Below are 13876 nucleotides of genomic sequence, written 5' to 3'. Positions count from 1 at the left end.
CTCTTTCGTGTGATGATCAAGGCTCGTCTCGGCCCTTAATATCCTACTAGACGAAAACATATGCATCTGCAATTATCTTTAAGCATAAAGGAAATGGGGACGAGGCGTGAGCGAGTTCGACGCCATCTTTGTCGGGGCGGGCCACAACAGTCTGGCATGCGCCGCGCATTTGGCGCTCAAAGGCTGGAAAACCGGGATTTTCGAGCGTAACGCAGCGATCGGCGGCGCCGTCCAGACGCGCGAATTCACCCTTCCCGGCTTCCGCCACGATTTCGGCGCGATGAATCTGAGCCTGTTCGCCGGCTCGGCCTTCCACCGGAAATATGCAAATGAATTGAAAGCGCAGGGGCTGGAGTTCGCGCCCGTTGCCGACTGTTTTGCCAGCGCGTTCCCGGACGGACGCTGGTTCGGCGTCAGCAACGATATGGAAAAGACCACTGCGCGCATGGCCGCCTTCTCCGCCACTGACGCCACGACATGGCGCAGGCTGGTCGCCGCCTTCCCGGCGGAGGCCGAACATCTGTTCCGGCTGCTGGGCTCGCCGATGAGCGCCCGCGCGCTTGCCGGCATCGCGTGGAACCTGTGGCGCAAGAAGGGCATGTCTGGGGCGCTCGATACAGGCCGGCTGCTGTTGTCCTCGCCCCGCGCCTGGCTGGAGGAAAATTTCCAGTCGCTGCATATCAGGGCAACGCTCGCCACCTGGGGCATGCATCTCGACTTCGCGCCCGACATCGCCGGGGGTGCGGTGTTCCCCTATCTGGAATCAATGGCCAACCAGAGCTTTGGCATGGTGCTGGGCAAAGGCGGCGCCGACACCATCATCCGCGCCCTGTCGGGCATGGTGACCTCCGCCGGCGGCAAGATTGTCACCGGCGCCGAAGTGGCCGAGATCACCGTTTCCGCCGGCAAGGCGACCGGCGTCCGGCTCGCTTCGGGCGAGACGTATACCGCCACCAAAGCGGTCATTGCCGGCGTCGCGCCGACGGCGCTGACCGGCAGATTGCTTCCCAATGGTTCGGGCGACGCCGGCTTCGATACGGCGATGCAGAAATTCCGCTATGCGCCGGGCACGATGATGATCCATCTGGCGCTCGACGATCTGCCGGACTGGCGTGCCGGAGCGGAGCTTCGGCAGTTCGCCTATGTGCATCTGTCGCCCTCGCTCGACGCCATGTCGCGCACCTATCAGCAGGCGATGGCGGGCATGCTGCCGGACGAACCGGTGCTGGTCGTCGGCCAGCCGACGGCGATCGACCCGTCGCGGGCGCCGGAAGGCAAGCATGTGCTGTGGGTGCAGGTGCGCATGCTGCCCGCCGAAATCCTGGGCGATGCCGCCGGCAAGATCGCACCGGACCATTGGGACAAGGTGAAGGAAGCCTACGCCGAGCGTGTCCTCGACATCATCGAGACCTACGCACCCGGCCTGCGAAACAAGATCCTTGGCCAGGCGGTGTTCTCGCCCATCGACCTCGAACGCGAGAATCCGAATCTCGTCGGCGGTGACCAGGTCTGCGGCAGCCATCATCTGGCGCAGAGCTTTTTATTCCGCCCGGCACGCGGCTATGCCGGCTGCAACACGCCGGTGGCGCATCTGCACCTCACCGGGGCCGCGACATGGCCGGGCGCCGGCACCGGTGCTGCGTCGGGCTTCATGCTCGCACAACAGCTTGGCGGGAGGTAGGAGCCGAGGATTTCCGTGAGGCTACAAGGGGCAAGGCGCTGCTGCCCGAGAAGCCTGAACCAATGAACTAAGACGCCGCGCGCAGAAACAAAACCAACAAGGGGAACGACCATGACAATCAACAGACGTGAATTGCTGGGATACAGCGCCGCGGCACTCGGGGCGGCCGCCATCGGCCTGCCGCAGATCGCCAAGGCAGCTGCCGGCGAACTGACCATCGCCTACAATGTCAACCTGCCGTCCTGGGATCCGACCACTGGACCTTCGGCCGTCAACCCGACCATCCAGGGTCTCTACCAATCGGTATTCGACCAGTTCATCCCGCAGAAGCCCGATTTGTCCTTCGCGCCGGGCCTGCTCACCGAATGGGGCTGGAACGACGACCGCACCAAGATCATGATGACGGTGCGCGAAGGCGTGACCTGGCATGACGGCTCGCCGTTCACGGCCGAGGACGTCGTCTGGTCGCTGCAGCGGGCAGGCGACGAAAAGACCGGCAACCCTATCCAGTTCGTCTGGAAGAACGTCAACAATTTCAAGATCGACGGCAACAAGATCACCGGCGACGTCGTGCAGTTCGACCCGGTCTATTTCAAATGGATGTCGTTCCTGACCGGCTACATCATGCCGAAAGCCTACTACGAAAAGGTCGGCGCCGAAGGTTTCGAGAAGGCGCCGATCGGCACCGGCCCCTACATGGTGGAAAAGTTCGAGCGCAACGCCTTCCTGCGGCTCAAGGCAAACCCGAACTATTGGGGCGGCAAGCCGGCCTTCGAGAATGTGACGATCAAGTTCGTCGCCGATGCGGCAAGCCGCGTCGCCGAGATCGAATCCGGCTCCTCGCAGGTGACGCTCGAAATCCCCTATGAGGAGTATGACCGGCTGATCGCCAAGGACGGGCTGGCCGGCTCGTGCAAGAACGTTTCCGACATCGGCATGATCTTCTTCAACGACATCGAGGCGATGCTGGACAAGAACGTCCGCCAGGCCGCCGTGATGGCCGTCGACAAGAAGCTGCTGGTCGATCGCCTGCTGCGCGGCTACGGCCAGCCGATCGATACGCTGGAAACGCCGGAATACGCATCCTACGACGCGTCGATCAAGGTCGAGCACAATCCGGAAAAGGCCAAGGAATTGCTGGCCGCTTCCGGCTATTCGCCGGAAAAGCCGGTCAAGTTCACCATCCAGACGACCAAGGGCTTCAAGCCCAAGGACTATGAGATGATCCAGGCGATCGTCGGCATGTGGCGCAAGGTTGGCATCGAGGCGACGATCGAAGTCTACGAGATCGCCAAGCACTACGAACTGCGCGCCGCCGACAAGCTGGCGCCGGCGGCCTTCTATAATTGGGGCAATGCCATCGGCGATCCGACCACCTCGACCGGCTTTGCCATGTACGGCCCGAGCCCGCATTCGGTGTGGGACAGCCAGGATTTGATCGACATGATCAATCCGCTGTGGGGCGAAAAGGACGAGGCCAAGCGCATCGCCGGCTGGAAGGCTGTCGACAAATACATCGCCGAGCAGGCCTATGTGCTGCCGCTGATCCAGTATGCGCAACCGATCGTGCATGCCAAGGGCGTCAATGTGGTGCAGCATGTGTCCGGCGCGCTGCTGCCGGCTCTGATGACCCCGGCCTGACCAATATGGGAGGGCACGCTGTCGCGAGACGGCGTGTCTTCTTTAACGACGCAGGCCCCTCATCCGGCCCTTCGGGCCACCTTCTCCCCGCTGGGGAGAAGAGACTGGCTGAGCCGTCGTCGACCTCTTCTCCCCTCGGGGAGAAGGTGGCCGCGAAGCGGCCGGATGAGGGGGCTGTTCGTTCCACCTGTCACTGAAACGCATTAGGCCTACGCCAGAATGCTCCTGCAAAGATTCCTGATCCGTCTGCTGACGATGCTGATCACGCTGTTCGGCGTGGCCGTCGTCGTCTTTGTCGTGATCCGCGTCGCGCCCGGCGATCCGATCGCCATGATGCTGCCACCGGGCGCGACGGATGCCGACATCGCCCGGCTGCGCGCGCTCTATGGGCTCGACAAGACCATCGTCCAGCAATTCTTCATCTGGCTCTCGGGCGTCGCCAGGGGCGATTTCGGCACCTCGATCTCGCTCAGCCAAGATGTGCTCGGCCTCGTCTTCAACCGGCTACCGGCGACGCTGGAACTCGCCATCGTCGCGCTTGTGATGGCGGTGACGCTCGGCGGCACCACGGCGATCATCGGCGCACGCGAGCGCGGCACGGCGGTCGAGGCCGGCATCGACATCGCCAGTGGTGCCGCGCTCTCGATACCCGATTTCCTGTGGGGCCTGGTGCTGATCCTGCTGTTCGGCGTGCTGGTGCCGATCTTCGACATTTCCGGCCGGGTGTCGCCGCAGCTCGACTTGCCCTTCGTCACCCAATTCTATCTGTTCGAGAGCCTGTTGCGCCTGCGCCTCGACCTCACCTGGGATCTCCTGAAGCACATGCTGATGCCGGCCGTGGCGCTTGCGCTGCCGCTGGCGGCAATCATCTCGCAGCTCTTGAAACAGTCCCTGAAGGAAGTGCTCGATCTCGACTATGTCGTGCTGGCGCGGGTGAAGGGGTTCTCGGAAACGCAGGTCATCCTGCGCGAGGCCTTGAAGAATGCCGCTTTGCCGACGCTGACACTGGTCGGCGTGCAGTTCACCTTCCTCATCGGCGGCACCGTCATCGTCGAGCGGCTGTTTTCCTATGAAGGCCTCGGCAATATGGCGATCGACGCCGTCATCAACCGCGACCTGCCGCTGATCCAGGGCATCGTGCTGGTCTTCGCGCTGCTGTTCGTGCTGATCAACCTCAGCGTCGACATGATGTACGCGCTGCTCAATCCGAGGCTGCGCCATGGATGAGGGCCGCGCACGAAGGCGAGGTGTGTCGCCACGCCTGTGGCTGGCCGGCGGCTGGCTGCTGCTGGCGCTGTTGGCCGCGATCTTCGCGCCGCTTGTCGCGCCGCAGGATCCGCTGGCGCAGGATTTGATGCTGGAACGACTGCCACCGTTCTGGGTGAGCGGTGCTGAGCCCGGCTATTGGCTGGGCACCGACAGCCTCGGCCGCGATCTGTTGTCGAGGCTGATCTTCGGCGGCCGCATCGCCTTCATCGTCGCCTTGTCCGCAGCCATCGCTGCGTGCCTGGTCGGCTCGACGCTGGGCCTGATCGCAGGCTATTTCGGCGGTTGGGCCGACCGCATCATCTCGCGCGTCGTCGATGTTTGGATGGCGTTTCCGCCGGTGCTGTTCGCCATATTGCTGGTGGCGGTGCTCGGCACGGGCTTGAGTTCCGTCATCCTTGCCATCGCCATCATCGACTGGACGCGCTTTTGCCGGGTGATCCGTGCCGAGACGATGGGTCAGTCGCGCATGGACTATGTCGAGAATGCCCGCATCGCCGGCTACGGCCGCATCGGCATCATGCTGCGCGAAGTGCTGCCCAATGTGGTGCCGTCGATCGTCGCATTGCTGTCGCTAGAAATGGGCATCGCCGTCATCGTCGAGGCGATCCTGTCCTTCGTCAATCTGTCGATCTCGACCGACGATCCGACCTGGGGAGGCATCATCGCCGAGGGCCGGCTGTCGATCCATCAGGCCTGGTGGGTGCTGGTGTTCCCGCTGATCACGATGATCCTGACCGTGCTGTCGTTCAGCCAGTTCGGCGAGGCGCTGAAGACGCGTTTCGATCCGGTGCTGCGATGAGCGCCTGTCTCGACATCAGGGATCTGAGCGCGGTGCTGCCCAACGGCCAGCGCGTGCTGCGATCGGTGTCGCTTGCGGTCCAGCCCGGTGAAGTGCGCGCGCTGGTCGGCGAAAGCGGCGCCGGCAAGACGATGATCGGCAAGGCGGTGCTCGGCGTCCTGCCTTCGAGTGTGCGCATTGTCGAAGGCGACATGCGGCTTGAAGGCGAAGACCTCGGCAAGCTTCCGCCCAAGGCACGGCGCACGCTGATCGGGGCACGCACGGCGCTGATCCCGCAGGACCCGCTGACAGCGCTTAACCCGTCGCGCCGCGTCGGCTCGCAGATGACTGACCGGCTGGTGCGCATCCTCGGCTGGAGTGGCGAGAGGGCCGATACCCGCATTCGGCAATTGCTGGACGAGGTGCAAATCCGCGATCCCGACCGTGTGCTGAAAAGCTATCCGCACGAACTGTCAGGCGGCATGCGCCAGCGCGTGCTGATCGCCGCCGCCTTCGCCGCGGAGCCAAGGCTGATCGTCGCCGACGAGCCGACCACGGCTCTCGATGTGACCGTACAAAAACAGATCCTGCGGCTGATCGTGCAGTTGCAGCGCGAGCACGGCACGGCGATCCTGTTCGTCACCCATGACCTCGGCGTCGTCGCCAAGATCAGCCAGAAGGTATCGGTGCTCTATGCCGGCAAGGTGGTGGAGGAGGCCGAGACCGCAGCGCTCTTCGCCGCGCCGCAGCACCCCTATACACGAGCGCTGATGGCGGCGACGCCACGCTACACCGATCCTTTCGCCTCGCTGAAGCCGGTGGACGAGGCGGTTCTGGCCGGGCTTGCTTCGGAGATCGCTGCCGCCGACCAAGCCTGGAGGCGGCCGCATGGCTGAGCCACTGTTCTCCGTGCGCGGGCTGAAGGTCGCGCTGCCCGACATGACGCGCAAGCCACTGATCGGCCGCGCGCCATTGGTCGAAATCCTGAAGGGCCTGGACTTCGACCTGCCCAAGGGCTCGGTGACCGGCATCGTCGGCGAATCCGGATCGGGAAAATCAACGCTCGGCCGCGCTTTGGTACGCCTGCTGCAACCCAGCGCAGGCAGCATCACTTTCGACGGCCGCGACATCACCCATCTGCCGGAAGCCGAACTGCGGCCGCTGCGCCGCAATCTGCAGATGATCTTCCAGGATCCGATGTCGTCGCTCAACCCGCGCCGCACCATTGCCAGCATCATCGCCGCGCCGCTGAAACAGAACGGCCTTGGCGACAATCTGAAGGCACGCGTCGCCGAGGCGCTGCAGCGTGTCGGCCTGCCGCAGAGTTTTGCCAGCCGCTACCGCCACGAACTGTCGGGCGGCCAGCGCCAGCGCGTCGGCATTGCGCGCGCTCTGGCGCTGTCGCCGAAATTCGTGCTGGCCGACGAGATCGTCTCCGGCCTCGACGTATCGACGCAAGCGCAGATCCTGACCCTGCTGGAAAAGCTGGCGGCGGAGATGGGGCTGACCGTCGCTTTCATCAGCCACGATCTGTCTGTTATTCGGCGGCTGTGCCGGCAAGTGATTGTCATGCGCGAAGGCATGATCGTCGAAGCGAGCGCCACCGACGCCTTGTTCGACAAGCCGCAGCAGGCCTACACGCGCGATCTCATCGCGGCCATTCCGCTGCCCGAGATCGATGCTGGCTGGCTGGACATCCCCGCCGCCGCCAAGGCGCCGACATGAATGCATACGCACGCCGAAGAGCGGGCCTCGGACGTGCGACCACAAAGACCCAAGTCCCGCCAAATGGAGAGGACTGACATGAAGACCACAATCGCAATTGCAACGGTGGCCGCCGCGATGCTCGGCAGCGCCGGCATGGCCTCGGCGGATTCGATCCCAGGCATGCGCGGCCACGACCACACCGGCATCACCGTTCCCGACATGAAGCAAGCGGTCGACTTCTTCACCGAAGTGGTCGGCTGCAAGAAGGCGATGTCGTTCGGTCCGTTCGCCGACGACAAGGGCACCTTCATGCAGGATCTCCTGGGCGTCGACCCGAAGGCGGTGATCGAAGAGGTCACCATGGTCCGCTGCGGTTATGGCTCGAACATCGAGCTGTTCAAATACACAGCACCGGACCAGAAGGCCCTGACGCCGAAGAACAGCGACATTGGCGGCTTCCATATCGCCTTCTATGTCGACGATGTCGCAGCCGCGAAGGCCTATCTCGAAGCCAAGGGCGTCAAGACAAGGATGGGACCATTGCCGGTCAACGAAGGACCCGCCGCCGGCCAGACCATCCTCTACTTCCAGGCGCCGTGGAGTCTGCAACTGGAGGCGATCAGCTATCCGTCGGGTATGGCCTACGAGAAGGGCGCCGAGACGGTGCTGTGGAGCCCGAAGAGCCCGGAAAAGTGATCCGGCAGCGCGCTTGCGCGATGACACGCAGGCGCGCTTTCGCCATGTCAGGACAATCGTTTTGATATAAAACTTTAAGCTTGAAATATCGTGTCGCCGGCGCGATACTGAACTCCAGCAAGCGAAGAGGAGATCGCAGACATGAAGGTTGCGGTTCTCGGCGGCGGACCAGCCGGCCTCTACTTTGCCATTTCGATGAAGCTGAGGGACGCCGCGCATGATGTGACGGTGTTCGAGCGCAACCGCGCCGACGACACGTTCGGCTGGGGCGTCGTGCTTTCGGCCGAGACGCTCGACAATCTGTCGAAAAACGACCCGGTCAGCGCCGTCTGGATCAAGAAGCACTTTGCCTACTGGGACGACATCGCCGTCATCCATGACGGCGTGCGCACGGTCTCGTCAGGTCATGGTTTCTGCGGCATCGGCCGCAAGCGGCTGCTGGTCCTGCTGCAGCGCCGGGCGCGCGAACTCGGCGTCAAGCTGATGTTCGAGACCGACATCGCAGATCCCAAGCCCTACATGGCGACGCATGATCTGGTCGTCGCGGCCGACGGCCTGAACTCCAGGGCGCGCAACAGTTTCGTCGACATCTTCAAGCCCGACATCGACACCCGCAAATGCAAGTTCGTCTGGCTCGGCACCAACCAGAAGTTCGACGACGCCTTCACCTTCATCTTCGAGAAGACCGAGCATGGCTGGGTGTGGGCGCACGCCTACCAGTTCGACAGCGACACCGCGACGTTCATCGTCGAGTGCAGCGAACAGACCTGGGCTGCCTTCGGCTTCGGTGCGATGTCGCAGCAGGAATCGATCGCCGTTTGTGAGCGGATCTTCGAAAAACATCTCGGCGGCCACGCGCTGATGACCAACGCCAACCACATCCGTGGTTCCGCCTGGATCAATTTTCCGCGCGTGCTGTGCGAGCGCTGGTCCTACAAGAATCTGGCACTGATGGGCGATGCGGCGGCATCCGCGCATTTCTCGATCGGCTCCGGCACCAAGCTGGCACTGGAAAGTGCTGTGGCGCTGGCCGAATATGTCGAAACCGAGCCGGACCTGGACGCCGCCTTCCGTAGATATGAGGATGCCCGCCGCACCGAGGTGCTGAAGCTGCAATCGGCGGCGCGCAATTCGCTGGAATGGTTCGAGGAGGTCGAGCGCTATCTCGGCCTCGATCCGGTGCAGTTCAACTATTCGCTATTGACCCGCTCGCAGCGCATCAGCCACGAGAATTTGCGGCTGCGCGATGCCGAATGGCTTGAAAGCGCGGAAGAATGGTTCCAGCGCCAGGCAGGCGCCGGCGGCAACAGCCTGCGCCGCGCGCCGATGTTCGCCCCGTTCAAGCTGCGCGACATGAGGCTGCAGAACCGCGTCGTCGTCTCGCCGATGGCGCAGTACAAGGCCGTCGACGGCTGTCCGACCGACTGGCATTTCACCCACTATGCCGAGCGGGCCAAGGGCGGCGCCGGGCTCATCTATATCGAGATGACCTGCGTCAGTCCGGAAGGGCGGATCACGCCCGGTTGTCCCGGTTTCTACGCGCCCGAACATGAGGTGGCGTGGAAGCGGCTGGTCGACTTCGTCCACACCGAGACCGAAGCGAAGATCTGCGCCCAGATCGGCCATTCCGGCGCCAAGGGCTCGACCCGGCTTGGCTGGGAGGGCACCGACGTGCCGCTGACCTCCGGCAACTGGCCTATCATGGCGGCCTCGGCCGTTGCCTGGTCGCCTGAGAACCAGGTGCCGAGGGCGATGGACCGTGCCGACATGGACCGGGTGCGTGACGAATTCGTGGCTTCGGCGGAAATGGCCGGTCGCTGCGGCTTCGACATGCTCGAGATCCACGCCGCGCACGGCTATCTCTTGTCGTCCTTCATCACCCCGGTCACCAACCGGCGCACGGATGCCTATGGCGGTTCGCTGGAGAACCGCATGCGCTATCCCCTCGAAATCTTCCGCGCGGTGCGCGCCGCCTGGCCGGCGGAAAAACCGATCTCGATGCGCATTTCGGCCAATGACTGGGTCGGCATCGAAGGTGTGACGCCAGCCGATGCGGTCGAGATCGCCCGGCTGCTGCATGAGGCCGGCGTCGACATTTGCGACGTCTCGGCCGGCCAGACCTCGGCACTGGCGAAGCCGGTCTATGGCCGCATGTTCCAGACGCCGTTTTCCGACCGCATCCGCAACGAGGTCGGCATGGCCACCATGGCGGTCGGCAACATCTACGAGCCGGACCATGTCAACTCGATCCTGATGGCCGGCCGCGCCGATCTGGTGGCGCTGGCACGGCCGCATCTCGCCGATCCCTACTGGACACTGCACGCCGCCGTCACGCTCGGCGACCGTGGTGTCAAATGGCCGGATCCCTATCTGCCCGGGCGCGACCAGCTCTACCGTCTGGCCGAGCGCGACGCCGCAGCGGGGCTGAAAGTATGAACGCTTTTCGTCTGCCACGTCAGCGCTGTACCCCCGCCCCTCGCCCCTCCCCACAAGGGGGAGGGGGACCGCGTCGCATTCGACTCAGCCGGCACCGCATAAGTTTGCAATGGACAGGTGCTGTCGTAGCCTTCTCCCTCCCCCTTGTGGGGAGGGTTAGGGGTGGGGGTACTTGGCGCCATGTTTTGAGGATTGAAGCATGATCGCCGGCAAGCATGCGCTGGTCACCGGCGGTGGCTCCGGCGTCGGGCGGGCCATCGCGCTGGCGCTGGCTGCTGCCGGCATCGATGTCACCATCTGCGGCCGCCGGGAAGCAGAGCTCACTGAGGTGGCCGGCGAGAACGGCCGCATCTTCGGCATTGCCGCCGACGTCACCGACGAGGCGGCGATGGCGTCGCTTTACGAAAGGGCGCAAGCCGCGCGCGGACCCTTCGACATCGTCGTCGCCAATGCCGGCATGGCCGGCAGCGCCCCGGCGCACAAAACCGCGCTCAGCGACTGGCAGCGAACGCTCGACGTCAATCTGACCGGCGCCTTCCTGACGGTGAAGCCGGCGCTGGCCGGCATGGCCGTGCGGAAAACAGGACGAATTGTTTTCATCGCCTCGACCGCCGGCCTGAAAGGCTACGCCTACGTCGCGTCTTACGTCGCCGCCAAGCATGGCGTCGTTGGCCTGATGCGGGCGCTTGCCGCCGAAACGGCGAAATCGGGCGTCACCGTCAACGCGGTGTGCCCAGGCTTTGTGGAAACCGAAATGCTGGAAGAGTCCATCCAGCGCATCATCGAGAAGACCGGCCGCTCGGTCGAGCAAGCGCGGTCAAGCCTCGCCTCGAACAACCCGCAAGGCCGCTTCATCCAGCCGGATGAGGTCGCCGCCGCCGTGCTGTGGCTGTGCGGCGACGCCGCCGAATCGATAACCGGACAGGCGATTTCCATCTCAGGAGGCGAAACATGGTAGCCGGCCCCCTGCCCGCGCCGTCGGGACCCGGCAAGGACCGCTTGCGGCTGTGGATCAGGCTGCTGCGAGCCTCGCGCACGATCGAGGCCGAGCTGCGCGAGCGGCTGAAGAAGGAGTTCAACACGACGCTGCCGCGCTTCGACGTGATGGCAGCACTCTATAGGATGCCGGAAGGCATGCTGATGAGCGACCTGTCGCGCTTCCTGCTGGTCTCCAACGGCAATGTCACGGGCATCGTCGACCGGCTGGTTTCGGAAGGACTTGTCGCCCGCGCGAGGCGCAATGGCGACCGCCGCACGTCGATGGTGCGGCTGACCGAGGAAGGCACGCAAGCCTTCGCCACAATCGCCGCGGCGCATGAAGGCTGGATCGGTGAATTGCTGGGCAAGGTCAGCGAGGACGACGCGCGCCGGCTGACCGGCATGCTGACCTCGTTTCGCAGCAACTGGGAGGGACGCGAATGACCGCAATGGCCGGGCGCAAGCCGAAGCATTTCCTGTGGGAGGTCGAGGGCAGGATCGCCAAGGTCCGGCTCGACCGGCCGGAGCGCAAGAACCCGCTGACCTTCGACAGCTATGCCGAGCTGCGCGACACGTTCCGCGACCTCGTCTATGCCGACGATGTCGACGCCGTGGTGTTCCTCTCCAATGGCGGCAATTTCTGCTCCGGCGGCGATGTCCACGACATCATCGGCCCGCTGGTCAAGATGGACATGAAGGAGCTTCTCGCCTTCACCCGCATGACCGGCGATTTCGTCAAGGCGATGCTGAATTGCGGCAAGCCGATCATTGCGGCGGTCGACGGCGTCGCGGTCGGCGCCGGCGCCATCATTGCGATGAGCTCCGATATCCGCATCGCCACGCCGGAAGCCAAGACCGCGTTCCTGTTCACCCGCGTCGGCCTCGCCGGCTGCGACATGGGCGCCTGCGCGATCCTGCCGCGCATCATCGGCCAGGGCCGCGCCGCAGAACTGCTCTACACCGGCCGCACCATGACGGCTGATGAAGGCGAACGCTGGGGTTTCTACAACCGGCTGGTCGATGCCGCATCGATCGAGGCCGACGCGCTCGATATGGCGGCGCGCATCGTCTCCGGCCCGACCTTTGCGCACGGCATCACCAAGACGCAGCTCAACCAGGAATGGTCGATGGGCCTCGACCAGGCGATCGAGGCGGAAGCGCAGGCGCAAGCAATCTGCATGCAGACCCGCGACTTCGAGCGCGCCTACAAGGCGTTCGTGGCCAAGGAAAAGCCGGTGTTCGAGGGGGATTGAGGATGATGCATTCCGTGGAGACGTCGGCGGGACAGCGCCCCCCTCTGTCCTGCCGGACATCTCCCCCTCCAAGGGGGAGATCGGCTGTCACGCACGCCTTCGCAAATCGCCAACGTCTCAAGAAGGGCGCCGACGTCGACGTTGCCAATCTCCCCCCTAGAGGGGGAGATGTCCGGCAGGACAGAGGGGGGCGCCGTAGAGCGCAGGGCCTGGAGAATAGTGGTGGAAGCACCCATGCCTGATCGTTCCTTCCTCCATTGGCCGTTCTTCGAAGACCGCCATCGTCAGCTCGCCGAGCAGCTCGACGTATGGTGCGCGAAAAACCTGCCGGTCTCCCACCATGATGTCGACGCCGCCTGCCGCGAACTGGTCAGCAAGCTCGGGCGAGACGGCTGGCTGAAGCCGACGGCAATCGACACCGACAATCCTGGCCCCCTCGACGTGCGCACCCTGTGTATCACGCGCGAGACGCTTGCCCGCCATGACGGGTTGGCCGATTTCGCCTTCGCCATGCAGGGGCTCGGCACCGGCGCGCTCAGCCTGTTCGGCACGCCGGACCAGCAGCAATGGCTTTCGAAGACGCGTGCCGGCAAGGCGATATCGGCCTTCGCCCTGTCGGAGCCACGCTCGGGGTCGGACGTCGCCAACACGGAAATGACGGCGACCCGCGACGGCGACAGCTATGTCTTGTCGGGTGAAAAAACCTGGATCTCCAACGGCGGCATCGCCGACCTCTATGTCGTCTTTGCCCGCACCGGCGAGGCGCCGGGCGCCAAGGGGCTTTCCGCCTTCCTTGTGCCTGGCGACGCCAGGGGCCTTGGCATCGCCGAACGGCTGGAAGTGATCGCGCCGCATCCGCTGGCACGGCTGTCTTTCGATCAGGTCCGCCTGCCGGCCGCTGCGCTGATCGGCAGACCCGGCGACGGCTTCCGCATCGCCATGTCGGTGCTCGACGTGTTCCGCTCGACCGTCGGGGCGGCGGCACTCGGCTTTGCCCGCCGCGCGCTGGATGAAAGCATCAAACGGGTGGCCGAGCGCAAACTGTTCGGCGCGCCAATGGCCGAACTGCAGATGGTGCAGGGTCATATCGCCGAGATGGCGCTGGACGTCGATGCGGCGGCGCTTCTGGTCTACCGCGCTGCGTGGACCAAGGACATGGGGGCCGCGCGGGTCACACGCGAGGCGTCGATGGCCAAGCTGTTTGCCACCGACAAGGCGCAAGAGGTGATCGACAAGGCTGTGCAGCTGCATGGCGGCGACGGTGTCCGCAAGGGCCACATCATCGAAAGCCTGTATCGCGAGATCCGCGCGCTGCGCATCTACGAGGGTGCCTCCGACGTGCAGAAGGTGGTGATCGCGCGGCAGGTGATGGGCGCGGCCTGACGGCAGAGATTTTGACGAGCGTTCGATTTTGAAAATTGGGTTTTGGAATACCGG

General features: G+C 64.3%; 12 protein-coding genes. All 12 read left to right on the top strand.

The features are described from left to right. Positions 1–106 precede the first annotated feature (106 nt). Entirely contained in the window at positions 107–1681 is a 1575-nt protein-coding gene (locus tag NKJ00_RS21995) for a phytoene desaturase family protein (protein ID WP_352631115.1), read from the top strand. A 111-nt stretch (positions 1682–1792) separates the two neighbouring features. Beyond that, the gene (locus NKJ00_RS21990; protein WP_352631113.1) at positions 1793–3322 is read left to right on the top strand and encodes an ABC transporter substrate-binding protein; all 1530 of its coding nucleotides are present in this window, start codon (positions 1793–1795) and stop codon (positions 3320–3322) included. A 219-nt stretch (positions 3323–3541) separates the two neighbouring features. Then, the gene (locus tag NKJ00_RS21985; protein WP_352631111.1) at positions 3542–4549 is read left to right on the top strand and encodes an ABC transporter permease; all 1008 of its coding nucleotides are present in this window, start codon (positions 3542–3544) and stop codon (positions 4547–4549) included. Further along, positions 4542–5390, top strand: coding sequence for an ABC transporter permease (locus NKJ00_RS21980; protein ID WP_352631109.1), 849 nt, complete (start codon positions 4542–4544; stop codon positions 5388–5390). Before NKJ00_RS21985 ends, NKJ00_RS21980 begins: the two co-directional genes overlap by 8 nt. Further along, the gene (locus NKJ00_RS21975; protein ID WP_352631107.1) at positions 5387–6265 is read left to right on the top strand and encodes an ABC transporter ATP-binding protein; all 879 of its coding nucleotides are present in this window, start codon (positions 5387–5389) and stop codon (positions 6263–6265) included. The genes NKJ00_RS21980 and NKJ00_RS21975 overlap by 4 nt, the downstream gene beginning before the upstream one ends. After that, positions 6258–7094, top strand: a complete 837-nt coding sequence (locus NKJ00_RS21970; protein ID WP_352631105.1) for an ATP-binding cassette domain-containing protein — start codon at positions 6258–6260, stop codon at positions 7092–7094. The genes NKJ00_RS21975 and NKJ00_RS21970 overlap by 8 nt, the downstream gene beginning before the upstream one ends. A 78-nt stretch (positions 7095–7172) precedes the next feature. Next, entirely contained in the window at positions 7173–7772 is a 600-nt protein-coding gene (locus NKJ00_RS21965) for a VOC family protein (RefSeq protein ID WP_352631103.1), read from the top strand. 141 nt (positions 7773–7913) lie between these two features. Then, positions 7914–10208, top strand: coding sequence for a bifunctional salicylyl-CoA 5-hydroxylase/oxidoreductase (locus tag NKJ00_RS21960; RefSeq protein ID WP_352631101.1), 2295 nt, complete (start codon positions 7914–7916; stop codon positions 10206–10208). 199 nt (positions 10209–10407) lie between these two features. Further along, entirely contained in the window at positions 10408–11166 is a 759-nt protein-coding gene (locus tag NKJ00_RS21955; protein ID WP_352631099.1) for an SDR family NAD(P)-dependent oxidoreductase, read from the top strand. Further along, the gene (locus NKJ00_RS21950) at positions 11160–11630 is read left to right on the top strand and encodes a MarR family winged helix-turn-helix transcriptional regulator (RefSeq protein WP_127271381.1); all 471 of its coding nucleotides are present in this window, start codon (positions 11160–11162) and stop codon (positions 11628–11630) included. The genes NKJ00_RS21955 and NKJ00_RS21950 overlap by 7 nt, the downstream gene beginning before the upstream one ends. Then, complete coding sequence (locus NKJ00_RS21945; RefSeq protein ID WP_292337695.1) at positions 11627–12439, top strand: enoyl-CoA hydratase family protein; 813 nt, start codon at positions 11627–11629, stop codon at positions 12437–12439. The genes NKJ00_RS21950 and NKJ00_RS21945 overlap by 4 nt, the downstream gene beginning before the upstream one ends. Positions 12440–12673: 234 nt before the next feature. Then, on the top strand, positions 12674–13822 hold the full coding sequence (locus tag NKJ00_RS21940; RefSeq protein WP_352631097.1) for an acyl-CoA dehydrogenase family protein: 1149 nt from the start codon (positions 12674–12676) through the stop codon (positions 13820–13822). Positions 13823–13876 lie beyond the last annotated feature (54 nt).

This window comes from Mesorhizobium sp. M0227, from assembly GCF_040321855.1.
Taxonomy (GTDB): domain Bacteria; phylum Pseudomonadota; class Alphaproteobacteria; order Rhizobiales; family Rhizobiaceae; genus Mesorhizobium.
Note: the sequence above shows the minus strand (reverse complement) of the source record. Positions and strands in the feature narration are given on the sequence as shown.